Here is a 23,857-nt window from a genome sequence, read left to right as displayed (position 1 = left end):
AGTGATCTAGGACTAGCTCAGCGAGGTCCGTGGATTGCGGAGTCCTCGCCCTCCTCCGTCTGCGCCTCGAAGTGAGTCTGAGCCCGGTCCAAGACGTCATCTGTGTCGCACCCGTGCGCACGGAGCCAGTGGAGCACGTCCGTGACGATGTCGATCACAGCCTCTTCGGCCAACCCCTTGCTCAATCTGGTCAGCTGCGGATCACGTGGCAGCCTTGCCGGGATGTAGTGGCCGAGCAGCGCCTCCGCGCGCGTGACACGTGCGTCTTCGACATGTCCGCCAGGGGACCCGAGTCCTGTTGCCAACTCACACCAGGTCACTTTCCGATCGGCATCGAGTCGGACTCCCCACCGGTCAGCTACTGCACCCACCAGGGCCATTCCTCGACCGGACTCGCTTTCGATCCCGGCCTCAATAAGCACCGGCAGAGCACGGGGGTCGGGATCGTGCACCTCGATGCGCAGGTGGGAGTCGCTCATGCAGACCACCAAGGTGGCCGGGGTACCGCGACCGACGTGGGTGATGACGTTGGATACGAGCTCGCTCATGCACAGTTGCGCTGCATCGATGACGTGATGTAGCCCCCACAGGCCGAGATGCAGCCGCAGCACCCGGCGCAGGGCAGCCACCTCCTCAGGTTCGGCACTGAAAGCGACATCCCACGGCCGGCGAGTCATGCACGATTCCTGGATCACGAAGACCCCTTTCGCCTCGGTTGGCGCCTCGTGAGGACGAAGAGTCACGAATGCTCACGATGGGTTGCTGCACCTCCAGAGTGGCCTCTGCGCATCCCTGCGTGCAATGTGCAGGATGGGAATCCCACTTCCGAGTGATTGGCTGGTGCAGCCCTTGGCGCGAGACTGAACTTCCGCTAGACGAAAGAGGGTTGAGATGCCCGGTTCACCGACGGCGCGCCGTCGCCGTCTCTCCATCGAGCTCAAAAAGCTTCGTGAGCAGAGTGGTCTCACCTGTGCCCAGGTCGGCCAGGCCCTGGACTGGAGTGGCTCCAAAGTCAATCGCATGGAGACGGGCAGCGGGCGAGTTCAACCGTCAGACATCGATGGCTTGTGCCGGTTCTACGGCACCAGTGACGAACTGCGCGAGTTCCTGATGTCTCTCGCCCGACAGGCCAAGATGCGCGGCTGGTGGCAGCAACACGGCGCGGGTGTGCCCGAGTGGTTCAACATCTACATCGGACTTGAGCAGGACGCCTCAACCTTGCGGCAGTACCAGTGTGAGCTGGTCCCCGGCCTGATGCAGACGGATGCGTACGCCCGCGAGCTCCACAAGACGGGTGCGCACATGTCTTCCGAAGACATCGACAGGGCGGTCCGCGTCCGCATGGAGCGCCAGGCCATGCTGATGGACGCCGAAGCGCCTGATACCTGGTTCATCGTGAACGAGGGAGCACTCCGCAACGTCATCGGTGACCGGGAACTGATGCGGGATCAACTTGAACGGATTCTGGACTCAGCGGAGTTGCCTTCTGTGACCTTGCAGATCCTGCCGTTCGGCTCAGGCACTTATCCGGCAACGGGCTCGTTCACCATGCTGGGCTTTCCGGCTCCGGAGGACCCGGACCTCGTGTACCGGGACGGCATCACCGATGCTGTGTACCTGGAGGGCGAACACCATGTGCGTGAGTACACGAGGGCGTTCGACGGTCTGCGAGCGGCTGCTCTGAGTCCCCAGCGTTCCAACCAGTTGATCAAGTCCATACTGAAGGAATACGCAAGGTGAGCATCATAGAGGTCCGTAGCCCCGGCGATCCGGTGTGGTTCACGTCGTCCTACAGCAACGGTGCCGGGGGCGAATGCGTCGAGTGCGCCGCGACGGATGACGGCGCACTCGTGCGCGACTCCAAACACGCACGGGGAGCTGTGATCCCGGTCGGTGCCCACGCTTGGCGTTGCTTCGTACGAGCGGTGAGCCACTTCCAGCGCACCGACGCCGTCTGACCCTGCCCGCGGAATCACCTCGGCTTGAGTCGAGCCGGGCCGCGCGAGGGGCGGCGGCTCAGTCGGGCAGGTTGCCGTCGCCGCCCATGTTGGCCACGATCCGGCGCAGGACGTTGATCGTGGTCACGAAGTCGGCCTGGTCGACGCCCTCGTGCACCCGGCGGTGGACCTGGGCGTTGCGGTCCCGGGCGCGCAGGCGGCCGGCCTCGCCCGCCTCGGTCAGGGTCAGGGTGCCCGTCGCCGGGTCCTCCGTCAGCCAGCCGCGGCCGATCAGGTCGTCGTAGACCGCGTCGAAGTCGGTGTCCTGGTCGTCGTAGGGGACCAGGCGTGCCGTCAGGGCCGCACGGGTCCACCTGCCCGGGGCGCCGGCCACGTGGTTGAGGGTCCACCAGTGGGGCTGGGTGAGGTCCTCCACGGCCAGCTGGGCGCGGATCGCCCCGACCACCAGGCGGTAGGCCTGCCCCGTCCACGCGCCGATGGGCTGGGCGGCCAGCTCTTCCTGCGGGTACTCCCTGATGGGCGCGCTCATGGCTCTCCCTCGGTGTTCGGTCAGGACAGGACGCGGTCACCGTAGGACCTCAGGTTTGCTCGAGGTCAAGGGAGCCGGACGCGGCGGCTCACGCGCCGGGGGCGGTGTGCGCGGACGGCCGGCGGAGTCCGCGCAGGATCGCGCCCAGGACGGCCGCGTTCGCGAGCGCACCGGCCGCTGTCGCCAGGTAGCCCGTGAGAGCGCCGCCCGGCAGCGCGACGACCAGCAGGCTCAGCGGAGCGGTCAGGAAGAGCGGGGCGGCGAAGGCCAGGGACGCGTCGGCGTGGTCGACGAAGAGGTGGTCGTAGACGGCGAAGCCCGTCGCAAGGGCGACGGCGCCCAGGTAGCAGCGGGACAGCCAGTTGTCCACGGTGAGGGCGAGCGCGGATCGGATACGGCGAGAGATCGTCATGGTGGTCCCCGTGCGTGGTCGTGTGCGGGTCCCCGCGTCGCGTGCCGGAGCGGGGACCCTCCTCACGATGCCGGGTGCCCACGAGACCTGGCATGAGTAGGACTGCTCAAGGATGACTAAGGATCACTCGGGTGCCGCCGGCGTCCTCGGGTGCCGCCGGCGTCCTTCCGGCGCCGGGCGGCGGTCCTCACCGGCGGATCACGGCATGGGGGCGGGGTTCAGTTCCGCCCGTCCGAACAGCAGCGCGTAGCCCGGGGGAAGCTGGGCCAGGACGCGGGTCACCAGGTCGTCGCCGACCAGGTCCGGCAGGACGCTCAGGACCGAGCTGACGTCCCAGCGGGCCGTGGCGGGGGTGGCGCCCTCGATGCGGACCGCGACCGAGTCGACGAACTCGGCGGCGGTCAGCCGGCGGGTGGCCGGGACCTGGGAGGCGACCACCCTGGCCGCCTCCTCGGGCAGGGCCTGGGCCAGGTCGACCCGTTCGTCGCCGACCACGTGGCCGCCGAGGGCGGAGAGGACGATGCGGGTGACGCGCTCCGCCTCCGCGCGGGTCGGGTACTGGCCCGACTCGCGCACCGCGTCGATCAGCCGGGTCCAGCCGCTGTCGTCGGTGCGGGTGCGCCCCCGGTGGGCCCCCGCCGGGGCGGGGATCACGGTTCTCGGGCTCGGGGACGGCTGCGTCGTCTCGGTCGCCTGCGCCGCGGCCGTCCGCATCTCCACCACGGTCGCCGGCGTCGTCGTCGCGCTGGGCACCGTCGTCGCGCTCATCTACGGGATCCTCCTGGTCCTCCGTTGTGCCGCCGGGCGGGCGGTCCTCCGGGTCCGTCTGCCCCGCCGGACGGATGACTCACCTGCGACCGGGCGCCGTCGCGGCGGGACAGGGGTGACCGCGTCCCGCGGGCGGGTGCCCGCGGGACGCCTCTCGTGCGATGTGGTCAGCTGCCGAGCTGCTTGCGGCTGTCGCCGCCGGTGATCTGGATACGGCGCGGCTTGGCCTGTTCGGCCACCGGGATGCGCAGCGTCAGCACGCCCGCGTCGTACGCGGCCTCGATGCGTTCGGTGTCGAGGGTGTCGCCCAGGAACAGCTGGCGCGTGAAGGTGCCGGTGGGGCGCTCGGCGACCAGCAGTTCCGAGCCCTCGGGGGCGGGGGAGGTGCGTTCGGCGCGCACGTTGAGGACGTTGCGCTCGACGTCCAGCTCGATCGACTCGGGGTCGATGCCGGGCAGGTCGAAATGTACGACGAACTCGTCCCCCGACCGGTAGGCGTCCATGGCCATCGCCGACGGACGGGTGGAGCCGAAGACCTGCTGCGCGAGTCGGTCGAGATCGCGGAACGGGTCCGTGCGCATGAGCATCACAGTTCACTCCTCTCCTCAGGCGTTCTCCATGCGATGCCCTACGTTTCTTCTTCTTATATAACTCCGGGGAGGAAACTTGACAACCCTCGACTCAGGTTCGGGTGGGGCGGGTGGCGGCGCTCCCGCGCCCCGGCGCGTGCGCCGTCCGTCTCGGGCGTTAGCCTCACGGTGAGTCGTCACTTGGAGGCAGGCATGGTGAAGGTTCCCAGCGCGGTGGTCGCCGCGGGCGGGCTGGTCGGCGGGTACGGCGTGGCCCGCTGGAGCAGGCGGCGGCAGCTCGGCGGAGCCGTCCTCGCGCTCGCCGGGGCCGCGGCGGCGCGGCAGTGGCGGGAGCAGGCGGGCGGGAAGGCCGCGGGGGCGCTGACGGCCGCGTACGTCGCCGCCTTCGCCGGGTCCCATCCGCTGGCCAGGAAGGTGGGCGCGTGGCCCGCCGTGTTCGGGGTGGCGGGGGCCGTGGCCCTGGCCTCCTGGGCGGTGGCCGACCGGCGCGGCTGACGCGGGCGCCCGCCGGCCCGGCCCGGGTACGGCGGCACCCTGCCCCGCACACGAAGAACCCCGGCCCTGACGAGCAGGGCCGGGGTTCGTGTCGAGCGCCGGGCAGGCCTTGCACCTGCATCTCCCCGCAGGAAGCGGGGCGTCTTTCCTTGGACCACCAACGCACAACCAGTTACCGGGAGTTCCGGCGACTCGGCGTAGATCCACTATAGCGCGTCCGGGAGCCGTCCGGCACCGGCCTCGGTGACCTCCGCGGGCCCGCGGCGCCAAAACCACCCGGGCCGGGCACGGAGACGGCCCGCCGCACCCCTCGCGGCGGGCCGCCTCCGTCCGCTGCGCGCGCCGTCGCGGGGCCGCGCTACGCCGTCGCCGGGCGCGAGCCGGGCTCGCCCTGCGGCCGGACCCGGTCCGTGGCGGCCGTCGCCGCCGCCGTCAGCGGCTTGGCGATGTCCTCCAGGGAGCGCCGCTCCGCGCGGACCGCGAGGAACGCCGCCACCAGGCCCGCCGCGCACATCAGCCCGGCGCCGATCTGGAAGGCGAGGACCGTGTCGCCGACCTCGCCCGTGCCGGTGAGGTCGGCGAACAGCAGCGGGCCGCTGATGCCGCCGGCGGCGGTGCCGAGGGCGTAGAAGAAGGCGATGGACATCGCGCGCGTCTCCATGGGGAAGATCTCGGAGACGGTCAGGTAGGCGCTGCTGGCACCCGCCGAGGCGAAGAACAGCACCGCGCACCAGCACGCCGTCAGCGTGGTCGCGCTCAGCGAGCCGCGGTCGAACAGCCAGGCCGTGCCGAACAGGAGCAGACCCGACAGCAGGTAGGTGCCCGAGATCATCACCCGGCGGCCGACCGTGTCGAAGAGCTTGCCGAGCAGCAGCGGGCCCAGGAAGTTGCCGACCGCGATGACGGCGAAGTAGTAGCCGGTGCTGCCGGTCGGCACGTCGAAGAACGTGGTCAGGATCGCGCCGAAGCCGAAGGTGATGGCGTTGTAGAGGAACGCCTGGCCGATGAAGAGGGCGAAGCCGAGCGTGGCCCGCTTGCGGTACTTGGCGAAGACCGTGCGGGCGATCTCCGCGAAGGTGACGCTGCCGCGCTGGTGGATGGTCAGTTCGCCCTCGGCGCGGGCCAGCGGCTCGCCCTTCTCCTCCTCCACCTGCCGTTCGATGGCGGACACGATGCGTTCCGCCTCGTCCTCGCGGCCGTGCATCAGCAGCCAGCGCGGGCTCTCCGGGACGTGCCGCCGCACCAGCAGGATCACCAGGGCGAGGACGGCGCCGAGCGCGAACGTCAGGCGCCAGCCGACGTCCTTAGGGAAGATCGCGGTGTCCAGCGCGACGATCGACAGCAGGGAGCCGCCGACCGCGCCCAGCCAGAAGCTGCCGTTGATCATCAGGTCGACGCGCCCGCGGTACTCCGCCGGGATCAGCTCGTCGATCGCGGAGTTGATCGCCGCGTACTCGCCGCCGATGCCGAAGCCGGTGAGGAAGCGGAAGAGGAAGAACCACCAGGTGTCGAAGGAGACCGCGGTCAGGGCCGTGGCCCCCAGGTAGACCGCGAGTGTGATCATGAAGAGTTTCTTGCGCCCCCACTTGTCGGTCAGGCGGCCCCAGAACAGGGCGCCCGCGCAGGCCCCGGCGACGTACAGGGCGGCGGCTAGGCCGGTGACCTGGCCGGAGGTGATGGGCAGGCCGCTGCCGGGTTCCGACAGACGTCCGGCGATGTTGCCGACGACCGTGACTTCCAGGCCGTCGAGGATCCACACGGTGCCGAGACCGATCACGATCGTCCAGTGCCAGCGCGACCACGGGAGGCGGTCGAGGCGGGCGGGGATGTCGGTGGTCACGGTGCGGCCGGTCTCGGCCTGTGGGGTCGTCATGGGCTCCCTCCTCATCGAGCGGCGTCCGACCGGATGCCCCCGGCCGGCCGTTTCACGCCCCGAGGAGAGCGCCCTACGCCCCCAGCGCCCGCGACACCGTGTAGATCAGCAGCCCCGCCAGGGAGCCCACCACCGTGCCGTTGATCCGGATGAACTGCAGGTCGCGGCCGATGTTCGCCTCGATCTTCCTCGTGGTGTGCTCGGCGTCCCAGCTCGCCACCGTGTCCGTGATCAGGGAGGTGATCTCCTTGCGGTAGGTGGTGACGACGTACACCGCGGCGTCCTCCAGCCAGGTGTCGACCTTGCCCTGGACCTTGGGGTCGGCCGCCGTCCGGGCGCCCAGGGACAGCAGCGAGGCCCGTACGCGCAGCCGCAGTTCGCTGCGCTCGTCCTCGGCGGCGGACACCATCATGGAGCGGACGGCGGTCCAGGCGGAGGCGATCAGGTCCTGCACCTCGCCGCGGCCGAGCACCTCGCCCTTGAGCCGTTCGACGCGCGCGCGGGTGTCGGTGTCGGACTGCAGGTCGGAGGCGAAGTCGGTGAGGAAGCGGTCCAGGGCGCCGCGCGCGGGGTGGGCGGGCATGTCGCGCATCTCGCCGGTGAAGCGCAGCAGTTCCTTGTAGACCCGCTCGCCGACCTTCTTGTCGACGAACTTCGGGGTCCAGCCGGGCGCGCCGCCCTGCACGGCGTCCATCACGTCGTCGCCGTGCAGCACCAGCCAGTCGTGCGCGCGGCTCACCACCAGGTCGACGGCCCGTCTGTGGCCGCCGTCGGCGACGACCTTCTCCAGCATCTTGCCGATGCCGGGCGCGATCTCCTGGGCGTTGGCGCGCCGCGTGACGGCCTCGCCGACCACCGCCTGCACGTCGGAGTCGCGCAGCACCTTCAGGGCGCCCCGCAGGGCCGTGGACAGCTCCGCGGTGACCCGGTCGGCGTGTTCGGGCACCGCCAGCCACGCGCCGAGGCGGCCGCCGATGCCGACGGCGCGCAGCCGCTGCCGCACGACGTCCTCGGAGAGGAAGTTCTCGCCGACGAACTCGCCGAGCGAGACGCCGAGCTGGTCCTTCTTGGTGGGGATGATCGCGGTGTGCGGGATGGGGATGCCCAGGGGGTGGCGGAAGAGGGCGGTGACGGCGAACCAGTCGGCGAGCGCGCCGACCATGCCGGCCTCGGCGGCCGCGGCGACGTAGCCCGCCCAGGCGCCGGCTCCCGAGTGGCGGGCCCACTCGGCGAGGACGTACACCACGGCCACGAAGAGCAGGAGCCCGGTGGCGGTGAGCTTCATCCGGCGCACTCCGCGCTGTTTCTCCTCGTCCGCCGGGCTGAAGGTGGTCATCGTGCGGTTCGTGGCGGGGCCGGGGCGGGCATGCTGCCCCCCGGCGCCCGGCTCTTCCGTTTCTCCCGCTTTCGTCCGTTCCATCCGCTCCACCCGTCCGGTGATCCCGCACACATTGTCCCCATCCCGACCGACTCCCGGAACGGAACAGGAGTTCCCGGCGTCTGTCCGGAGGGGGAATCGACGGGGTCCTGTCAGGTCCCCCGGCCCCATGACGCATCATGGGGTCATCAAGATCGGAGCCTCGGGCTCCCATCTCCCGAGGAGAACAACACAGCATGACCCAGGGTCGTGACGGGGTCGTGGGACCCACCGCGGAGCAGCACACGTCCGCGGCTCCCGCCAAACACCGTGCCCTGCCGGCCGCGATCGTCGCAGCGATCGTGGCCCTGTCCGCCGCCCTCTACGCCGGAGTGGCGACCGACGAGGGAACGAGGCCCCGCAGCGCGCCGGCCGACGGTCCCCGCCCCCACAACTCCGCCGCCCCCGCCTCCACCGGAACCTGGGTCGGCGCATGGTCCACCTCCCCGGCCGGAGCCGAGCCCGGCACCGAGACGACGGGTCTGGCCGGCCGCTCGGTGCGCAACGTCGTGCACACCAGCGCCGGCGGTACGAGTGCCCGCATCACGCTGTCCAATCTCTACGGGCAGTCGCCGCTGACCATCACGCACGCCTCGATCGCCCTGGCGGCCGGCCCCGACAGCGCGGCGGCGCTCCCGGACACCATGCGCCGGCTCACCTTCAACGGCAACCCCACGGTCGTCGTCCCGGCCGGCGGGCAGGTGACCAGCGACGCCGTCCGCCTCACCGTCCCGCACGGCGGCGACGTCCTGGTCACCACCTACTCCCCCACCCCCTCCGGCCCGGTCACCTACCACCCGCACGCCCGCGAGACCTCCTACCTCGCCCTGGGCGACCGCGCGGAGGACGTGACCGGGGCGGCGTACACCGAGGAGACCCCGTACTGGCGCTACCTGACGGCGCTGGACGTGCTGAGCAACGAGTCCGACGGCACCGTCGTCGTCCTCGGCGACTCCCTCACCGACGGCATCACCTCCACGGAGGGCGCCAACCGCCGCTGGACCGACGTCCTGGCGGCCCGGCTGCGCGAGGCCGCCGCGGCCGGGCGGGAGGTGCCCCGCTACAGCGTCGTCAACCAGGGCATCAGCGGCAACCGGGTGCTCACCGACGGCCTGGGCCGCCCCGCCGACAACCCCAGCGGCCTGAACCGCTTCGCCCGGGACGTGCTGGGCCGCACCAACGTCAGGGCCGTCGTCATCGACCTCGGCGTCAACGACATCCTGCGCAACCCGAACCGGGCCGACCCGCACGCGATCCTCGACGGCCTGCGCACCCTCGTCGGCCAGGCGCACGCCCGCGGCCTGAAGGTGGTGGGCGCGACGCTGATGCCGTTCGGCGGGCACCGCGGCTACACCGACGCGCGCGAGTCCGTGCGGCAGACCATCAACGCCGAGATCCGCGCCGGGCGCGTCTTCGACGCGGTCGTCGACTTCGACCGGGCGCTGCGGGACCCGTACGACCCGCGCAGGCTCCGTGCCGACTACGACTCGGGCGATCACCTGCACCCGAGCGACAAGGGGTACGCGCGGATGGCGGAGGTCTTCGACCTGCGGCACCTGAAGGGGTCGGTCCCGGCGGAGCTGTGAGGCGGGCGCCGCGCGGGGCGGGTCCCGCGCGGCGCCCGCGCGGCCGGGCGGACGGCGGGGGTCCGGCGACGGGGCTCGGAGTCTTTCGCTCGGATCGGGCCGGATCGGGGAGCGGGGTCCGGTGCCGTGCGCCGCAAGGCGGAGGAGGGCGCCATGGCAAAACCCCGGCAACCGGCGACGACGCGGCCAGGCGCGGTGCCGGGCCCCGCGAGCCCGGCCTGATCCGAGAACGAGGAGCCCTAGTCCGCGTCGCGGTGGCGCTCCCGCCGGTGCGGGCCGTGCAGGCCGCCCAGCGGATCGTGCCGCGAGCCGTCCAGCTCGCGGCGCTCGTCCCCGCCCCGGAGCTTCTCGCGCCGCCGCTCCGCCCGCGGCGCCTTGCGCTCGACGCCGACACCGCCCCAGAAGGCGAAGCCCGTCACGATCACGCGGGGCGCCCCCGGGTCCCCCGGCACGCCCTCCTCGCGCTGGTCGAACCCGCCCATGATCCCCACGCCCCGCACCACGACCTCGACCCCGGGCGGCACGACGATCTCCACCCCGCCCATGATCGCGTAGCAGTCGATCTCGACCTCGCGGTCCGCGAAGTCCGCCTCGCGCAGGTCGATCTCGCCGCCGCCCCAGAACGTGAAGCAGGTGAACTTCCTCGGCACCGTCCAGCGCCCCCTGCGCCGGAACCCCGACATCACGGCGACGGCCCCCGTCGAGGACCCCTCGCCGCCGACGATCCGCCCCGCCCAGCTCCCGCCCGCCCCGGGCTCCTTGCCCAGCGGCACGGGGGGCGTCGCGGCCGCGCCCCCGACCGGCAGGTCACGGGTGATCGGCGCCAGTTCCCCGTACGTCCGCGCCCGGTACGTGGCGTCCAGCCGCTCCTCGAACTCCGCCATGTCGAGCCGCCCCTCCGCCAGGGCGTCCCGCAGGACCTCGGCGACCCGCTCGCGGTCGGCGTCGGAGGCGCGGAGGTCCGGGACTGCGTCGTCGGTCATGGACAGCAGCCTACGAGCTCCCCCCGCCCGGCACTACGCGCTCGTCCTCCCCGCGTACATGTCGGCGATCACCGCCTCGATGTCGGGCTCCCGCACCGACAGGTCCACCAGCGGGTACTCCGCCGCGATCCGCGCCACCAGCGGGGCCGCCGACTGCGACGCCGGGAACGACAGCCACTGGCGGGGCCCCTCCACCCGCACCACCCGCGCGGGCGCGGGCGCCTCGATCGGCGGCAGTTCGCGCTCCAGGTCCACCACCAGGGTCCGTTCGCTCTCCGCCACCTCGTGCAGCCCGGCGAGCGGGCCGTCGTACATCAGCCGCCCGTGGTCGATGACCATCACCCGGGAGCACAGCTGCTCGATGTCCTGCAGGTCGTGCGTGGTCAGCAGCACCGTCGTGCCCCGCTCGGCGTTCACCTCCCGCAGGAAGCGGCGCACCTTCGCCTTGGAGACGACGTCCAGGCCGATGGTGGGCTCGTCGAGGTACAGCACCTCCGGGTCGTGCAGCAGCGCCGCCGCGATGTCGCCGCGCATCCGCTGGCCGAGCGAGAGCTGGCGCACCGGCACGTCCAGCAGGTCCGCCAGGTCCAGGAGTTCGACGAGCCGGTCGAGGTTCTCGCGGTAACGGGCGTCGGGAATGCGGTACATGCGGTGCGCCAGCCGGTAGGAGTCGACCAGCGGCAGGTCCCACCACAGCGTCGTGCGCTGCCCGAACACCACGCCGATCCGGTGCGCCAGGCGGGTCCGCTCCCGGGAGGGGTCGATGCCGGCGACCCGCAGCCGGCCGCCGCTCGGCGTCAGGATCCCGGTCAGCATCTTGATCGTCGTCGACTTGCCCGCCCCGTTGGGCCCGATGTAGCCGACCATCTCACCGCGCGCCACCCGGAAGGAGAGCGCGTCGACGGCCCGCACCCGCCGCCGCTCCCGCTTGAGGAACCCCGTCTTCCTGCGTACGTCGAAGACCTTCTCGACGCGGTCGAGCTCGATGAAACCACCGCCCGGCCCGCCGTCGTCCACTGCGCCGTCGCCCGTCACTACGCCGTCCGTCACGCCGTCGCCCATCACGCCGTCGCCCACTCCGCCTCAACTCCCCGTACTCCGGTAGGAACGCAGTCCCGCCCGCCACGCCGCCCCCGCCAGCGTGCAGCACCCCGCCGCCACCAGCGGCGGCGCGAACGCCACCCACCCGGGCAGGTCCAGCGGGTACGGCCGGTCCAGCACGTAGCTCGCGGGCAGCCAGTTGACGAAGGCCAGCGGCAGCACGAACGTCACCCCGCGCACCAGCTCCTGCGCGAACACCGTCGGCGGGTACTGCAGCAGCGTCGTCCCCCCGTACGTGAACGCGTTCTGCACCTCGGAGGCGTCCTGCGCCACGAACTGGAAGGCGGCGCCCGCCACGAACACCGCGCAGAAGATCGCCGCGCCGCTGACCAGCATCACCGGCATCAGCAGCAGCTTCGGCAAGGTCCAGTCGACGTCCACGGCCGCCAGCGCGTAGCCGAGCACCAGCGCGCCCTGCGTCACCCGGCCCAGGCGGCGCGGCGCGAAACGGTCGGCGGCCATCTGCGCCAGGACCGGCGCGGGGCGCACCAGCAGCGTGTCCAGCGTGCCGTCACGCACCCGCTGCCCCAGCCGCTCCATCGACCCGATCGCCAGGTCGGCGCACCCGAAGGCCACACCGGACAGGCCGTACAGGAAGGCGATCTCGGGCAGCGACCAGCCGCCGAGCGCGTCGACCCGGGAGAACATCAGCAGGATCGCCACGAAGTCCAGCCCGGTCACCGCGAAGCTGCCGAACGTGGTCATGACGAAGGAGGCCCGGTAGGCCATCGTGGAACGGATCCACATGGCGGCGATCAGGCGGTAGGCCCGCAGGCCCTCCCGCACCCGGCCCCCCGGCACCCGGCCCGCCCGCCCGCAGCCCTCCCGCACCCGGCCCCCCGGCACCGCGCCGGCCCCGTCCACCGCCCCGCCCGCCGTCTCACCCACCCTGGACCACCACCCGCCGTGTCGCCGCCGACTGCAGCAGCCGCCCGGCCGCCAGCAGCGCCACCGCCCAGCCGGCCTGGAACGCGTACGTGGACAGCGGATCGGCCTCGCCGAGCAGCACGTCCGCGGGCGCCTGCAGGATCGCCGACCAGGGCAGGACCCGCACGACCTCGCCGAACGCGCCCGGGAAGACGTTCAGCGGCAGCAGCATCCCCGAGCAGAACCACCCGACCAGCCACGCCATCTGTACCATCCCGGTGCCGTCGAGCAGCCAGAACACCGACAGCGCGACCAGGTACCGGACGGCGAAGCCGACCGCCCAGGCCAGCACCACCGCCACCAGGAACGCCGCCCAGCCCGCGGCCTCCCCCGGCAGCGCCAGCTCGAAGACCACCGCCCCGAACGCGAAGGGCACCACCCCCCGCCCGAGCAGCTCGAACAGCGCCCGGCCCCCGTCGGTCGCCATCCACCACAGCTGCGGATCGGCGGGCCGGCACAGATCGGTCGCGATGTCACCCGTGCGGATGCGCTCCATCAGATCCGTCTCGAAGCCGCCCCCGCCGATGCCCAGCGTCTTGAACAGCGCCTGCCCGACCCACACGTAGGTGACGGCCTGCGCCTGGTCGTACCCCCCGAGGTGGGGTCTTTCGTCCCACAGCGCCAGATAGGTGTGGACGAGGATCAGGCCGAACACGGTGTTGGTGAACACCCCGGCGACCGTGGCCGCCCGGTACGTCGCGTACCGTCGGAAGCCCCCCGCCACGACGGCCGCGTACAACCGTCCCGAGCCCACGCCACAGCCCTCCTCGCCCGCCGGCCGTCCCACCGGCACCGAAGCGCAGGAGCCTAGTGGCGCGGGCAGCGGGCCCGCCACGGCTTTTTTGCCGGGTGTGCCGGTGACCGGGAACGGAACGCGCGATGCGAGAGTCTTCATCAGGGGGCGCAGAAGGCGTACGAGGCGTACGGGAACGTACGACGCGAAACAGGAGTCCGTGCACGACATGAGCGACGAGCCGCAGGCACAGCAGCCGACACCGGGCTGGGCACCGAAAGAGCCGCAGGCGGCCGACCACCCGGAAGACGTCACCGGCGCCACGGGCGCCACCGGCGAGAGGACCGGGCGCACCGGCTGGCGCCGGCTCATCCCGACCTGGAAGACGGTGCTGGGCACCTGCGTCGTCGTCGGCGTACTGCTGGCCGGCGCGTTCTTCGTCGGCTACACGCTCGTGAAGATCCCGCCCGCCAACGCGCTCGCCACCCAGCAGGCCAACGTCTACCTGTACGCGGACGGTTCGGTGATCGCCCGGGACGGCGAGGTCAACCGGGAGAACGTCACCCTCGCCCAGATCTCCAAGGACGCCCAGCACGCGATCCTGGCCGCCGAGGACCGCGACTTCTACACCGAGTCCGCCGTCGACCCCAAGGCCATGGTCCGCGCCGCGTGGAACACCGCCACCGGCAAGGGCAAGCAGTCCGGCTCGACGATCACCCAGCAGTACGTGAAGAACTACTACCTGCGCCAGGAGCAGACTGTCACCCGCAAGGTGAAGGAGTTCTTCATCTCGATCAAGCTGGACCGCGAGCAGAGCAAGGACAAGATCCTCGAGGGCTACCTCAACACCAGCTACTTCGGCCGCAACGCCTACGGCATCCAGGCCGCCGCCCAGGCCTACTACGGCATGGACGCCTCCGGCCTCGACCCCGCCCGCGCCGCCTACCTCGCCGCACTGGTCAACGCGCCCAGCCAGTACGACGTCGTCGCCCACCCGGAGAACCGCCGGGCCGCCGAGTCCCGCTGGAACTACGTCCTGGACGGCATGGTCACCAAGGGCTGGCTCGACGAGTCGGAACGGGCCGGCATCAAGTTCCCGATGCCGAAGGAGACCACCGTCTCCACCGGCCTGTCCGGACAGCGCGGCTACATCGTCCGCATCGTCAGGGACCACCTCGTCCAGAACAAGATCGTCGACGAGAACGCCCTGGACGCGGGCGGCTACCGCATCACCACCACCCTGCAGAAGAGCAAGCAGGACGCCTTCGTCGAGGCCGTCGACGACAAGCTGATGTCCAAGCTGGACAAGAAGAACCGCAAGGTCGACACCTACGTCCGCGCCGGCGGCGCCGCCGTCGACCCGAAGACCGGCAAGGTCGTGGCGATGTACAACGGCATCGACTACGTCAAGCAGTACACCCCCAACGCCACCCGCCGGGACTTCCAGGTCGGCTCCACCTTCAAGCCGTTCGTGTTCACCTCGGCCGTCGAGAACGGGTCCACCACCCAGGACGGCCGCCCGATCACCCCCAACACGATCTACGACGGCACCAACAAGCGCCTCGTGCAGGGCTGGGGCGGCGACCCGTACGCCCCCGAGAACGAGGACCAGGTCTCCTACGGCGACATCACGGTCAGCGAGGCCACGGACAAGTCCGTGAACTCGGTGTACGCGCAGATGGCGGCCGACGTCGGCCCCCAGAAGGTCAAGCGGACCGCGATCGACCTCGGCATCCCGGCCACCACCCCCGACCTGGCCGACGGACCCGCCATCGCGCTCGGCACGGCCACCGCCAGCGTGCTGGACATGGCCGAGGCGTACGCGACCCTCGCCAACCACGGCAAGCACGGCACGTACACGATCGTCGACAAGGTCGTGAAGGAGGGCAGGTCCCTCGACCTGCCCGAGCGGCGGACCCGCCAGGCCGTCAGCCGCCAGGCCGCCGACACCACCACCTCGGTCCTGCGCAGCGTGGTCCAGAACGGCACCGCCACCGCCGCCCAGGCCGCCGGCCGCCCGGCGGCCGGCAAGACCGGCACCGCCGAGAACGACAAGGCCGCCTGGTTCGCCGGCTACACGCCCGACCTCGCGACGGTCGTCGCCGTCATGGGCCAGGACCCGGTCACGGCCGAGCAGAAGCCGCTGTACGGCGCCATGGGCCTGCAGCGCATCAACGGCGGCGGCGCCCCCGCCGAGATCTGGGGCCAGTTCACCCGCGACGCCCTCAAGGGCAAGCCGGTCACCGACTTCGACCTCCGGCTCCAGGCGGGCGCCGACCAGCCGCAGGCACCCGCCACCGAGCCCTCGGCCGACCCCACCACCGGCGACGGCACCGAGGACGACACCGACGGCGGACAGGACACGGACCGCGAGACGCCCGGCCAGAGCCCCAGCGCCCCCGAGAGCGGCACACAGGGCCAGACCGACGGCGGCGGGACCGACGGCGGCGGCACCACCGGCGACCCGAGCGGCGGCGCCACCACCGGCGACGGGAGCACCGGCGGCACCGGCACGGACGGCGGCACCACCGGCGACACCACGGGCGGCGGGGACCCCACCGGCGGCGGCACCACCGGAGACACCACGGGCGGCACCACCGGAGGCGTCACGGGCGCACTCCCGCAGACGGCACGCCGGGAGTGACTCAGTGCCCCGAGGTCGCCTTCAGCCCCACCACGGCGACCAGCAGCAGGCACACGAAGAACACCCGGGCGGCGGTCGCCGGCTCCCCCAGCACCACCATGCCGAACACCGCCGCCCCGGCCGCCCCGATCCCGACCCACACGCCATAAGCGGTACCGATGGGCAGGGTCTTCGCGGCCTGGGACAGCAGCAGCATGCTGGCGACGATGCCAGCGCCGGTGAGCAGACTGGGGACGGGCCGGGTGAAGCCCTCGGTGTACTTCATCCCGACCGACCAGCCGACCTCGAGCAGACCGGCGACGACGAGCAGGATCCAGGCCATGGCGGCACCTCCGCGAGGCGAACGGGAACGGGGATGCGTCGTCTTTGCCTTCACCCGGTACGGCGCGTCTCGTCGGGTTCCCCACACCTGCCAAGGACAGGGGAAAGGGGCCGGTGACGGCGGTCACCGGCCCCGGAGCCGTCGGACTACAGATACAGGCCGGTCGAGTCCTCCGACCCCTCGAACCGGTCCGCGGCGACGGCGTGCAGATCACGCTCGCGCATGAGCACGTACGCGATGCCCCGCACCTCGACCTCGGCACGGTCCTCCGGGTCGAACAGAACCCGGTCGCCCGCCTCCACGGTCCGCACGTTCTGTCCCACCGCGACGACCTCGGCCCAGGCCAGCCGACGGCCGACCGCCGCCGTGGCGGGGATCAGGATGCCGCCCCCGGAACGCCGCTCGCCCTCGTTGGTGTCCTGCCGCACGAGCACACGGTCGTGCAGCATCCGGATGGGCAGCTTGTCGGGATGGGTGCTGTCGTTTCTGTTGGCGCTCACGTCTTGAAACCTACCTGCCTTCGCCGCACACGTACGCGAGTGGGTCAGCCCTTGCGCCGCCGGGTGCTCAGGGCGAGCAGCCCGACGACCCCGGCCACCAGGAGCGCGGCGGGCACCACCCGCTCCAGCCGGGGCACGCCCTTCTCGTCGACGAACTGCGCCTTCACATCGCTCACCACGCGGTTGACCTCGACATAGGCCCGCCCGAGAGTGTGATCGACGTGGGAGACGACCCTGGCCTTGGCGTCCCCGGCGATCGTCTTCGGGTGCACCCGCACCCCGATCTCGTCGAGCGTCTCGGCCAGCACCGCACGGCGGCGCCTGATGTCCGCCTCGATCTGCGCCGGGGTCCTGGTGTCCGCCGTGTCCGCCACCGTGTCGCCTCCGAAGTCCGCTTGTGCCTGTTGCCGGACAGTCTGACAGTTCCCCGCCGCGCCGCACGGCCAGGACCCCCGGTTACGCTCGATCCCGGGCATCCGGCCCGCGCAGCGCGCACGTACGAGGAGACCAGACCGATGACCGACCGCCTCCAGCCCGGGGACGTCGCCCCCGCCTTCACCCTGCCCGACGCCGACGGCAACGAGGTGTCCCTGGCCGACCGCAGGGGCCGCAGGGTCATCGTCTACTTCTACCCGGCGGCCCTGACTCCAGGCTGCACGAAGCAGGCCTGCGACTTCACGGACAACCTGGAGGTGCTGGCGGACGCCGGCTACGACGTCATCGGCATCTCCCCCGACAAGCCGGAGAAGCTCGCCAGGTTCCGCGACAAGGAGTCCCTGAAGGTGACCCTCCTCGCCGACCCCGACAAGAAGGTCCTGGAGGCGTACGGCGCCTTCGGCGAGAAGAAGCTCTACGGCAAGACGGTCGTGGGCGTCATCCGCTCCACGGTGATCGTCGACGAGGAGGGCCGGGTCGAGCGGGCCCTGTACAACGTGAAGGCGACGGGACACGTCGCCAAGATCATCAAGGATCTGGGGATCTGAGGACCCGGGGATCTGGGGGTCCGAAAGCCCGGGGATCTGGGGATCTGGGGCCCCGAGGACACCCTTCCGCTTCCGGGCAGGGCCCGTACCGGCGCGATCCGGTACGGGCCGTTCCGTTTATCGTGCGTGACCGTCCGATAACCGGTTCGTTGCTCCGTACGGGCCACGAACCCGTGGCCGAACGGGAGGAGACGGACGGAGGGGCTCGGTGGGGGCCAGTGCGTACACCAGGGAGCGGCTGGAAGAGGCGGCCCGGGGGGCGCGGACGCTGTCGGAGGCGTTGGTGCGGCTGGGGGTGGATCCGGGGAGTCCGACGCGGGACTACCTCAGGGCACGGATGAAGAAGCTGGGAGTGGATACGTCCCACTTCGAGCGGGAGGGGTTCAAGTGGACGAGGGAGATCCTTCAGACGGCGGTCTCGGCCTCGACGAACATGTGCCAGGTACTGCGGCATCTCGGACTCGAGGTGGTCGGCGGGCACCACACGCACATCAGTCGCAAGATCAAGGCGTACGGCATCGACACGTCGCACTTCACGCCGGTGGTCCGAACCGAGCGCATGAGGTACAACCAACGCCGTCGGACCGCCGAGGAGATCCTCGTCGAGGACACGTCAGCCCACGCCAGACGCATCCCGAGCAGTCGGCTCAAGCGAGCGATGCGCGAACTCGGCCTCGACGAGCGGTGCGCCCTCTGCGGGATCGAGCCGGTCTGGCTCGGAGAGCCGCTGCCGCTTGAAGTCGATCACATCGACGGCAACTGGAGGAACAACCGGATCGGGAACCTGCGCCTGCTCTGCCCCAACTGTCATTCCACGACCGATAGTTACCGAGGTCGCGGCGTGGGGCGTACCGGGAAGTCCGCAGCATGAGCGAGGGTGTGCGGTACACCCGCCGACGACTGGCCGAGGCCGCCGAGCAGTGTTCCGGCATCGACGAGGTCATCGCTTTCCTCGATGCGAGGCCGTACGGCGGCCTCCGCCGATACCTTCTCAGGCGATTCGCTCACTTCGGCATCGACATATCCCACTTCCCGCCGGTCGGACGGCCAGGTCGGCCCAAGCCCGACGAGTTGCGGGTGATGGTCGCCGAGTCGGTTTCGATCGCCGACCTGCTGCGCCGCCTGGGCCGCCCGGACAACGGCGCGCAGCGAGCGAATCTGCGCAGGTGGATCGCCGATGACGGCCTCTCGACCGCTCACTTCCTGGGACAGCGGCACCAGCGGGGGAAGCCGGGCACGACGGCGAAGCGGCCGGAGGAAGTCCTGGTGCGACATGAGCGAGGGCATCGGATCACCACCTCGCGCCTACGCAGGGCGCTGCGCGAGGTCGGCGTACCGGAGCGGTGCACCAGGTGCGGGATCGGTCCTGAATGGCTGGGCAGGCCCATGACCTTGGAAGTGGATCACGTCAACGGAGACTGGCGCGACAACCGCCGCGAGAACCTGCGTTTGCTGTGCCCCAACTGCCACGCGGTCACCAGCACATGGTGCAGGGGAGGCAGAAGACGGCGGACGACTCCCGCTACCATGGCAGACGCCAGCGGCGGTGGCGCAACGGCGACGCAGCAGACTTAGGATCTGTGGCCCCTGACAGGGCTTGAGGGTTCGAATCCCTTCCGCCGCACGCCAGAGGGGCCGCCCGGCCGGGCGGCCCCTCTCCCGTTGTTCAGCCCAGCAGTTCCCGCACCACCGGGACCAGCGCCCGGAACGCCTTCCCCCGGTGGCTGATCGCGTTCTTCTCCTCGGGGGCAAGTTCCGCGCAGGTCCGCGTCTCGCCCTCGGGCTGGAGGATCGGGTCGTAGCCGAAGCCGTTGGTGCCGGCGGGCTCGCGGCGCAGGACGCCCCGCAGCCGTCCCTCGACCACCCGTTCCGTGCCGTCGGGCAGGGCGAGGGCCGCCGCGCAGGCGAAGTGGGCGCCGCGGTGTTCGTCGGCGATGTCGGAGAGCTGGGCGAGCAGGAGGTCGAGGTTGGCCTTGTCGTCGCCGTGGCGGCCCGCCCAGCGGGCGGAGAGGATGCCGGGGGCGCCGCCGAGGACGTCGACGCAGAGGCCGGAGTCGTCGGCGACGGCGGGCAGGCCGGTGGCGCGGGCGAGGGCGTGGGCCTTGAGGAGGGCGTTCTCGGCGAAGGTGACGCCCGTCTCCCGGACGTCGGGGACGTCGGGGAAGGCGTCGGCTCCGACGAGGTCGTGGGGCAGGCCGGCTTCGGCGAGGATCGCCCTCAGCTCGGTGATCTTCCCGGCGTTGCGGGTGGCGAGGATCAAGCGGGTCATGGCCCCCAGTATTGCCGGGGGCCGTGGCCGGTGGTCACGGCGTGCAGACCTTGGTCAGTTCGCCGGCCGCGTCGGTGACGGGGCTGATGTCGGGGGTGTTGTCGCCGTTCCTGATCGCCGTGCGGACGTTGCCGACGGCCTGGGTGAGGTCGTCGACGGCCTTGTTGACGTCGGCGTTGTCGGTCTTGTCGTCGATCTTGTCGAGGTTCTTCTCGATGGAGTCGAGGGACTGGTCGACCTGTGCCGGGTCGTTGGCGGCGTTCTCCACGGCCTGCTGGAGGTCGGTGACGCTGTCGGCGATGGCGTCGGCGGTCTGGACGCAGTCCAGCGCCTTGTCCACGGCGTCGCAGCCGGTGGTCAGCCCGGCGGTCAGTGCGACCGCCGCCAGGGTGGCGGCGACGGCTGTGGTGCGGCGTCGGTGGCTCGCGGCCATGGAACGTCCCTCTCCCTCGGTGGGCGCGCAGGCCCTGGTCGCTGGCCGGGCGCACAGGGATGAGCCGTGCGCCCGTATTTCCTCAGACGCGGGGGCACCCGGTGCGGTTGCCCGTGCCGGCCTCGCGCCTTGGGGTGGCCTTTGCTTTCTTTACCTTTCGAGGGCCGTGTCGAGCGCGGCGCGCTGGTGTGCGGCGAGTTCGGTGCAGCCGGTGACGGCCAGGTCGAGCAGGGCGTCGAGTTCCTCGCGGGCGAAGGGTTCGGCTTCGGCGGTGCCCTGGATCTCGACGAAGCGGCCGTCTCCGGTGCAGACGACGTTCATGTCGGTGTCGGCGCGCACGTCCTCCTCGTAGCAGAGGTCGAGCATGGGGACGCCCGCGACGATGCCGACGGAGACGGCGCTGACGGTGCCGGTCAGCGGCTGACGGCTGGCCTTGATCAGTTTTTTGGTGCGGGCCCAGCCGACGGCGTCGGCGAGGGCGACGTAGGCGCCGGTGATGGCGGCGGTGCGGGTGCCGCCGTCGGCCTGGAGGACGTCGCAGTCGAGGACGATGGTGTTCTCGCCGAGCGCCTTGTAGTCGATGACGGCGCGCAGGGAGCGGCCGATGAGGCGGCTGATCTCGTGGGTTCGGCCGCCGATGCGGCCCTTGACGGACTCGCGGTCGCCGCGGGTGTTGGTGGCGCGGGGCAGCATGGCGTATTCCGCGGTGACCCAGCCTTCGCCGCTGCCTTTGCGCCAGCGGGGGACGCCTTCGGTGACGGAGGCGGTGCAGAGGACCTTGGTGTCGCCGAAGGAGACGAGGACGGAGCCTTCGGCGTGCTTGCTCCAGCCGCGTTCGATGCTGATCGGGCGGAGTTGCTGGGGGGTGCGGCCGTCGATTCGAGACATGCCGCTGAGCCTAGCCGTAGCCGCGGGAGGGGCCCCTCCCGCGGTGGGAGGGGCCCCTCGAACGTGGAACGGGGGTCGTTCAGGGCGTGAAGCCCGGAATGATGCCCGCGTTTCACATCATGTCTTCGATCTCCGCAGCGATCGGGTCGGCGTCGGTGCCGATGACGACCTGGATGGCGCTGCCCATCTTGACGACGCCGTGTGCGCCCGCGGCCTTCAGGGCGGCCTCGTCGACCTTGCCGGGGTCCACGACCTCGGTGCGCAGGCGCGTGATGCAGCCTTCGACCTCTTCGATGTTGTCGATGCCGCCGAGCCCGGCAACGATCTTCTCAGCCTTGCTGGCCATGTTCCTTCTCCCTGATGTGAACCGCTTTGTCGCAGTAACCCACAGTTGGCCCATCTTTGCGAGCGGTCATGTCGTACGTACCGGGTGAGGGCGTCACGACAGCGGAACCGTCCGCCGACTGGTCTACACCACCCTGCGGACCGCCGCCAAACCGCCTCCCGGCCGAGGGTCCCGGAAGGACGGCCGTGAGCGCCACCCCCGGTTCCGCCGGCGCGGCCGGCCCGGCGCGCGCCCGCCGGAAGCGGGTGTTCCAGGGGTTGCGGAAGAGGGGGTGCGGCCTCCGGCTCCCTCCCGGTCGCCGCCCTGCCGGCGGCGGGCGTCCTCGACCGGCCGGGCCGCGCTTCGCCGTCGTGCACTACTACGCGGTCCTCCGGTTCCCCTCCCTCCGGTTCCCCTCCCTCCGGTTCCCCTCGCGAGGTTCGCTCCGAGGGCTCCCAGGGCTTCCAGGACTTCCAGGACTTCGAGAGCTTCGAGGACCCCGGGGCGCGAGCCGCGGGAGGAGGCCGAGGGCGTCACCGGGGCCCGGTCCCCTGGGCTCGTCCCGGCCGCCGGAGCCCTCGGGACGCGGCTTCGCGGGACCTCGGAACACGGCCCCGGGGACGGTCCCGGGAAGCCTCGGAACGCGGCTCCGGGGGCCTTGGGAGATGCCCCGGTCCGGCACGGCGCGTAGCGCCGTCGTCGCAGGAATCGCGGGTTCCTTATGCGGCCTTCACATGCTAAAACAGGTCTACACCACTGAGTGGTGTAGACCACCACCCGTTGGAGGACGTATGAGCACCGCCACCGCATCGGCGGCCCCCGCGAAGAAGCGGGGATCCGGCCTGTTCCAGGGCCTGCAGAAGGTCGGCCGCAGTCTGCAGCTTCCGATCGCCGTACTGCCGGCGGCGGGTATCCTACTGCGTCTCGGTCAGCAGGACGTCCAGGACAAGTTGAATCTGCCCGACAAGGTCACGGCGGTGTTCGCCACGGCCGGTGGCGCGATCTTCGACAACCTCCCGATGCTGTTCTGCATCGGTGTCGCGATCGGTTTCGCCAAGAAGGCGGACGGCTCCACCGCCCTGGCCGCCCTGGTCGGCTTCCTGGTCTACAGCAACGTGCTGAAGGCGTTCCCGGTCACCGAGGCGAAGGTCCAGGACGGCGCGGACATAGCCGCCACCTACAACAACCCCGGTGTCCTCGGCGGCATCGTCATGGGTCTGCTGGCGGCCGTGCTGTGGCAGCGCTACCACCGCAAGAAGCTGGTCGACTGGCTGGGCTTCTTCAACGGCCGGCGGCTCGTGCCGATCATCATGGCCTTCGTCGGCACCGCCATGGGCGTCTTCTTCGGCCTGGTGTGGGAGCCGATCGGCGAGGGCATCTCGGACGTCGGCGAGTGGATCACCGGTCTCGGCGCGCTCGGCGCGGGTCTGTTCGGTCTGGTCAACCGTGCGCTGATCCCGGTCGGCATGCACCAGTTCGTGAACACCGTCTCGTGGTTCCAGATCGGCGAGTTCCAGAACGCGGCGGGCGAGGTGGTCCACGGCGACCTGAACCGCTTCTTCGCCGGTGACCCGGACGCCGGTCAGTTCATGTCCGGCTTCTTCCCGATCATGATGTTCGGTCTGCCGGCCGCCGCGATCGCCATCGCGCACGCCGCCCGTCCCGAGCGCCGCAAGGCCGTGATGGGCATGATGATCTCGCTGGCGCTGACGTCGTTCGTGACCGGTGTGACCGAGCCGATCGAGTTCGCGTTCATGTTCATCGCCCCGGTGCTGTACGTCATCCACGCGCTGCTCACCGCCCTGTCCATGGCGATCACCTGGGCCCTGGGCGTCCACGCGGGCTTCACCTTCTCCGCCGGGTTCATCGACTACGCGCTCAACTGGAACCTGGCCACCAAGCCCTGGCTGATCATCCCCATCGGCCTGGTGTTCGCGGCGATCTACTACACGGTCTTCCGTTTCGCCATCGTCAAGTTCGATCTGCCGACCCCGGGCCGCGAGCCCGAGGAGGAGGTCGAGGACGCCACCAAGGCGTGACGTCCCGCGCACGACACGGCAGGAGGCCCGGGGCGGCGGCGGGGCGCGGGGCGGGGCCCGGGGGGGGGGGGGGGGGGGTTAG

General features: G+C 71.2%; 27 protein-coding genes, 1 tRNA gene and 1 riboswitch. Of the genes, 10 read left to right on the top strand and 18 right to left on the bottom strand.

Features of this window, described 5'->3' with window-relative positions:
• Positions 1-17 precede the first annotated feature (17 nt).
• Entirely contained in the window at positions 18-695 is a 678-nt protein-coding gene (locus AB0L29_RS10375; RefSeq protein WP_365825389.1) for an ATP-binding protein, read from the bottom strand.
• 196 nt (positions 696-891) lie between these two features.
• Between AB0L29_RS10375 and AB0L29_RS10370 the strand changes: the two genes are divergently transcribed.
• Together AB0L29_RS10370 and AB0L29_RS10365 are read left to right on the top strand one after the other, a co-directional pair.
• Positions 892-1,740, top strand: a complete 849-nt coding sequence (locus AB0L29_RS10370) for a helix-turn-helix transcriptional regulator (RefSeq protein ID WP_365825387.1) — start codon at positions 892-894, stop codon at positions 1,738-1,740.
• A complete protein-coding gene (locus AB0L29_RS10365; RefSeq protein ID WP_365825385.1) occupies positions 1,737-1,958 on the top strand; it encodes a DUF397 domain-containing protein in 222 nt (73 codons plus the stop codon). Before AB0L29_RS10370 ends, AB0L29_RS10365 begins: the two co-directional genes overlap by 4 nt.
• Positions 1,959-2,016: 58 nt before the next feature.
• Here the strand turns inward: AB0L29_RS10365 and AB0L29_RS10360 are convergent, their stop codons facing one another.
• The 4 genes from AB0L29_RS10360 to AB0L29_RS10345 all read right to left on the bottom strand — a co-directional run bounded on the left by AB0L29_RS10360 (position 2,017) and on the right by AB0L29_RS10345 (position 4,254).
• Positions 2,017-2,487 carry a MarR family transcriptional regulator gene (locus AB0L29_RS10360; RefSeq protein ID WP_365825384.1) on the bottom strand — a complete coding sequence of 157 codons (471 nt, stop codon included), beginning with the start codon at positions 2,485-2,487 and terminating at the stop codon, positions 2,017-2,019.
• Between the two features lie 88 nt (positions 2,488-2,575).
• Entirely contained in the window at positions 2,576-2,899 is a 324-nt protein-coding gene (locus AB0L29_RS10355; protein WP_365825382.1) for a hypothetical protein, read from the bottom strand.
• A 198-nt stretch (positions 2,900-3,097) separates the two neighbouring features.
• Positions 3,098-3,613: a DUF2267 domain-containing protein gene (locus AB0L29_RS10350; protein ID WP_365825598.1), complete on the bottom strand. Its 516-nt coding sequence runs from the start codon at positions 3,611-3,613 to the stop codon at positions 3,098-3,100.
• Between the two features lie 221 nt (positions 3,614-3,834).
• Entirely contained in the window at positions 3,835-4,254 is a 420-nt protein-coding gene (locus AB0L29_RS10345; protein ID WP_365825380.1) for an Hsp20/alpha crystallin family protein, read from the bottom strand.
• Positions 4,255-4,449: 195 nt separating this feature from the next.
• Here AB0L29_RS10345 and AB0L29_RS10340 point away from each other — a divergent pair, with 195 nt between their 5' ends.
• On the top strand, positions 4,450-4,752 hold the full coding sequence (locus AB0L29_RS10340; RefSeq protein ID WP_365825378.1) for a hypothetical protein: 303 nt from the start codon (positions 4,450-4,452) through the stop codon (positions 4,750-4,752).
• 358 nt (positions 4,753-5,110) lie between these two features.
• Here AB0L29_RS10340 and AB0L29_RS10335 read toward each other — a convergent pair whose 3' ends face one another.
• Positions 5,111-6,625 (bottom strand): MFS transporter, encoded by a 1,515-nt coding sequence (locus tag AB0L29_RS10335; RefSeq protein ID WP_365825376.1) that lies wholly within the window; start codon positions 6,623-6,625, stop codon positions 5,111-5,113.
• A gap of 73 nt (positions 6,626-6,698) precedes the next feature.
• Positions 6,699-8,045 carry a DUF445 domain-containing protein gene (locus AB0L29_RS10330; RefSeq protein WP_365825374.1) on the bottom strand — a complete coding sequence of 449 codons (1,347 nt, stop codon included), beginning with the start codon at positions 8,043-8,045 and terminating at the stop codon, positions 6,699-6,701.
• Between the two features lie 194 nt (positions 8,046-8,239).
• Here AB0L29_RS10330 and AB0L29_RS10325 point away from each other — a divergent pair, with 194 nt between their 5' ends.
• Positions 8,240-9,628, top strand: coding sequence for an SGNH/GDSL hydrolase family protein (locus AB0L29_RS10325; RefSeq protein WP_365825372.1), 1,389 nt, complete (start codon positions 8,240-8,242; stop codon positions 9,626-9,628).
• 239 nt (positions 9,629-9,867) lie between these two features.
• Here AB0L29_RS10325 and AB0L29_RS10320 read toward each other — a convergent pair whose 3' ends face one another.
• The 4 genes from AB0L29_RS10320 to AB0L29_RS10305 are packed head-to-tail and all read right to left on the bottom strand — an operon-like array spanning position 9,868 to position 13,393.
• The gene (locus AB0L29_RS10320; RefSeq protein ID WP_365825370.1) at positions 9,868-10,611 is read right to left on the bottom strand and encodes a DUF1707 domain-containing protein; all 744 of its coding nucleotides are present in this window, start codon (positions 10,609-10,611) and stop codon (positions 9,868-9,870) included.
• Positions 10,612-10,644: 33 nt separating this feature from the next.
• Entirely contained in the window at positions 10,645-11,673 is a 1,029-nt protein-coding gene (locus tag AB0L29_RS10315; RefSeq protein ID WP_365825596.1) for an ATP-binding cassette domain-containing protein, read from the bottom strand.
• A 21-nt stretch (positions 11,674-11,694) separates the two neighbouring features.
• Positions 11,695-12,558, bottom strand: a complete 864-nt coding sequence (locus AB0L29_RS10310) for an ABC transporter permease (protein WP_365825594.1) — start codon at positions 12,556-12,558, stop codon at positions 11,695-11,697.
• Positions 12,559-12,592: 34 nt separating this feature from the next.
• Positions 12,593-13,393, bottom strand: a complete 801-nt coding sequence (locus AB0L29_RS10305) for an ABC-2 family transporter protein (RefSeq protein ID WP_365825368.1) — start codon at positions 13,391-13,393, stop codon at positions 12,593-12,595.
• Between the two features lie 208 nt (positions 13,394-13,601).
• On the opposite strand from AB0L29_RS10305, the gene AB0L29_RS10300 reads away from it, so the two are divergent.
• Positions 13,602-16,016, top strand: coding sequence for a transglycosylase domain-containing protein (locus AB0L29_RS10300; protein ID WP_365825366.1), 2,415 nt, complete (start codon positions 13,602-13,604; stop codon positions 16,014-16,016).
• Position 16,017: 1 nt separating this feature from the next.
• Here AB0L29_RS10300 and AB0L29_RS10295 read toward each other — a convergent pair whose 3' ends face one another.
• The 3 genes from AB0L29_RS10295 to AB0L29_RS10285 all read right to left on the bottom strand — a co-directional run bounded on the left by AB0L29_RS10295 (position 16,018) and on the right by AB0L29_RS10285 (position 17,212).
• Positions 16,018-16,338 (bottom strand): multidrug efflux SMR transporter, encoded by a 321-nt coding sequence (locus AB0L29_RS10295; protein WP_365825364.1) that lies wholly within the window; start codon positions 16,336-16,338, stop codon positions 16,018-16,020.
• Between the two features lie 32 nt (positions 16,339-16,370).
• A riboswitch (guanidine-III (ykkC-III) riboswitch) is annotated at positions 16,371-16,446 on the bottom strand.
• A 38-nt stretch (positions 16,447-16,484) separates the two neighbouring features.
• Positions 16,485-16,838, bottom strand: coding sequence for a co-chaperone GroES (locus AB0L29_RS10290; protein WP_365825362.1), 354 nt, complete (start codon positions 16,836-16,838; stop codon positions 16,485-16,487).
• 44 nt (positions 16,839-16,882) lie between these two features.
• Positions 16,883-17,212 (bottom strand): DUF3618 domain-containing protein, encoded by a 330-nt coding sequence (locus AB0L29_RS10285; RefSeq protein ID WP_365825360.1) that lies wholly within the window; start codon positions 17,210-17,212, stop codon positions 16,883-16,885.
• Between the two features lie 141 nt (positions 17,213-17,353).
• Here AB0L29_RS10285 and bcp point away from each other — a divergent pair, with 141 nt between their 5' ends.
• The 4 genes from bcp (at position 17,354) to AB0L29_RS10265 (ending at position 19,445) form a co-directional block, all read left to right on the top strand.
• Positions 17,354-17,821: a thioredoxin-dependent thiol peroxidase gene (gene bcp, locus AB0L29_RS10280; protein ID WP_365825358.1), complete on the top strand. Its 468-nt coding sequence runs from the start codon at positions 17,354-17,356 to the stop codon at positions 17,819-17,821.
• A 208-nt stretch (positions 17,822-18,029) separates the two neighbouring features.
• On the top strand, positions 18,030-18,692 hold the full coding sequence (locus AB0L29_RS10275; RefSeq protein WP_365825357.1) for an HNH endonuclease signature motif containing protein: 663 nt from the start codon (positions 18,030-18,032) through the stop codon (positions 18,690-18,692).
• Complete coding sequence (locus AB0L29_RS10270) at positions 18,689-19,396, top strand: HNH endonuclease signature motif containing protein (RefSeq protein ID WP_365825355.1); 708 nt, start codon at positions 18,689-18,691, stop codon at positions 19,394-19,396. Before AB0L29_RS10275 ends, AB0L29_RS10270 begins: the two co-directional genes overlap by 4 nt.
• A tRNA-Leu gene (locus AB0L29_RS10265) sits at positions 19,362-19,445 on the top strand. Before AB0L29_RS10270 ends, AB0L29_RS10265 begins: the two co-directional genes overlap by 35 nt.
• A 42-nt stretch (positions 19,446-19,487) precedes the next feature.
• On the opposite strand, the gene rdgB is transcribed toward AB0L29_RS10265, so the two are convergent.
• The 4 genes from rdgB to AB0L29_RS10245 all read right to left on the bottom strand — a co-directional run bounded on the left by rdgB (position 19,488) and on the right by AB0L29_RS10245 (position 21,757).
• Positions 19,488-20,090, bottom strand: a complete 603-nt coding sequence (gene rdgB, locus AB0L29_RS10260; RefSeq protein ID WP_365825353.1) for an RdgB/HAM1 family non-canonical purine NTP pyrophosphatase — start codon at positions 20,088-20,090, stop codon at positions 19,488-19,490.
• Between the two features lie 34 nt (positions 20,091-20,124).
• Positions 20,125-20,523, bottom strand: coding sequence for a hypothetical protein (locus AB0L29_RS10255; protein ID WP_365825351.1), 399 nt, complete (start codon positions 20,521-20,523; stop codon positions 20,125-20,127).
• Between the two features lie 150 nt (positions 20,524-20,673).
• Positions 20,674-21,411: a ribonuclease PH gene (gene rph / locus AB0L29_RS10250; RefSeq protein ID WP_365825349.1), complete on the bottom strand. Its 738-nt coding sequence runs from the start codon at positions 21,409-21,411 to the stop codon at positions 20,674-20,676.
• 112 nt (positions 21,412-21,523) lie between these two features.
• Entirely contained in the window at positions 21,524-21,757 is a 234-nt protein-coding gene (locus AB0L29_RS10245; RefSeq protein ID WP_365825347.1) for a PTS glucose/sucrose transporter subunit IIB, read from the bottom strand.
• Between the two features lie 770 nt (positions 21,758-22,527).
• Between AB0L29_RS10245 and AB0L29_RS10240 the strand changes: the two genes are divergently transcribed.
• Positions 22,528-23,775, top strand: a complete 1,248-nt coding sequence (locus AB0L29_RS10240; RefSeq protein WP_365825345.1) for a PTS transporter subunit EIIC — start codon at positions 22,528-22,530, stop codon at positions 23,773-23,775.
• The last annotated feature ends 82 nt before the right edge of the window (positions 23,776-23,857 follow it).

This window comes from Streptomyces sp. NPDC052701 (genome assembly GCF_040678355.1).
Taxonomy (GTDB): Bacteria; Actinomycetota; Actinomycetes; order Streptomycetales; family Streptomycetaceae; genus Streptomyces.
This window is presented reverse-complemented; position numbering and strand designations above follow the sequence as displayed.

What these genes read in the sequence shown, in the direction of transcription:
- AB0L29_RS10315 (WP_365825596.1), bottom strand. Translation starts at nt 11,673, where the DNA reads ATGGGCGACGGCGTGACGGACGGCGTAGTGACGGGCGACGGCGCAGTG.
- AB0L29_RS10370 (WP_365825387.1), top strand. Translation starts at nt 892, where the DNA reads ATGCCCGGTTCACCGACGGCGCGCCGTCGCCGTCTCTCCATCGAGCTC.
- AB0L29_RS10325 (WP_365825372.1), top strand. Translation starts at nt 8,240, where the DNA reads ATGACCCAGGGTCGTGACGGGGTCGTGGGACCCACCGCGGAGCAGCAC.
- AB0L29_RS10340 (WP_365825378.1), top strand. Translation starts at nt 4,450, where the DNA reads ATGGTGAAGGTTCCCAGCGCGGTGGTCGCCGCGGGCGGGCTGGTCGGC.
- AB0L29_RS10255 (WP_365825351.1), bottom strand. Translation starts at nt 20,523, where the DNA reads ATGGCCGCGAGCCACCGACGCCGCACCACAGCCGTCGCCGCCACCCTG.
- bcp (WP_365825358.1), top strand. Translation starts at nt 17,354, where the DNA reads ATGACCGACCGCCTCCAGCCCGGGGACGTCGCCCCCGCCTTCACCCTG.
- AB0L29_RS10330 (WP_365825374.1), bottom strand. Translation starts at nt 8,045, where the DNA reads ATGGAACGGACGAAAGCGGGAGAAACGGAAGAGCCGGGCGCCGGGGGG.
- AB0L29_RS10355 (WP_365825382.1), bottom strand. Translation starts at nt 2,899, where the DNA reads ATGACGATCTCTCGCCGTATCCGATCCGCGCTCGCCCTCACCGTGGAC.
- AB0L29_RS10350 (WP_365825598.1), bottom strand. Translation starts at nt 3,613, where the DNA reads ATGCGGACGGCCGCGGCGCAGGCGACCGAGACGACGCAGCCGTCCCCG.
- AB0L29_RS10295 (WP_365825364.1), bottom strand. Translation starts at nt 16,338, where the DNA reads ATGGCCTGGATCCTGCTCGTCGTCGCCGGTCTGCTCGAGGTCGGCTGG.
- AB0L29_RS10360 (WP_365825384.1), bottom strand. Translation starts at nt 2,487, where the DNA reads ATGAGCGCGCCCATCAGGGAGTACCCGCAGGAAGAGCTGGCCGCCCAG.
- AB0L29_RS10245 (WP_365825347.1), bottom strand. Translation starts at nt 21,757, where the DNA reads ATGGCCAGCAAGGCTGAGAAGATCGTTGCCGGGCTCGGCGGCATCGAC.
- AB0L29_RS10335 (WP_365825376.1), bottom strand. Translation starts at nt 6,625, where the DNA reads ATGACGACCCCACAGGCCGAGACCGGCCGCACCGTGACCACCGACATC.
- AB0L29_RS10240 (WP_365825345.1), top strand. Translation starts at nt 22,528, where the DNA reads ATGAGCACCGCCACCGCATCGGCGGCCCCCGCGAAGAAGCGGGGATCC.
- AB0L29_RS10300 (WP_365825366.1), top strand. Translation starts at nt 13,602, where the DNA reads ATGAGCGACGAGCCGCAGGCACAGCAGCCGACACCGGGCTGGGCACCG.
- AB0L29_RS10270 (WP_365825355.1), top strand. Translation starts at nt 18,689, where the DNA reads ATGAGCGAGGGTGTGCGGTACACCCGCCGACGACTGGCCGAGGCCGCC.
- AB0L29_RS10320 (WP_365825370.1), bottom strand. Translation starts at nt 10,611, where the DNA reads ATGACCGACGACGCAGTCCCGGACCTCCGCGCCTCCGACGCCGACCGC.
- rph (WP_365825349.1), bottom strand. Translation starts at nt 21,411, where the DNA reads ATGTCTCGAATCGACGGCCGCACCCCCCAGCAACTCCGCCCGATCAGC.
- rdgB (WP_365825353.1), bottom strand. Translation starts at nt 20,090, where the DNA reads ATGACCCGCTTGATCCTCGCCACCCGCAACGCCGGGAAGATCACCGAG.
- AB0L29_RS10345 (WP_365825380.1), bottom strand. Translation starts at nt 4,254, where the DNA reads ATGCTCATGCGCACGGACCCGTTCCGCGATCTCGACCGACTCGCGCAG.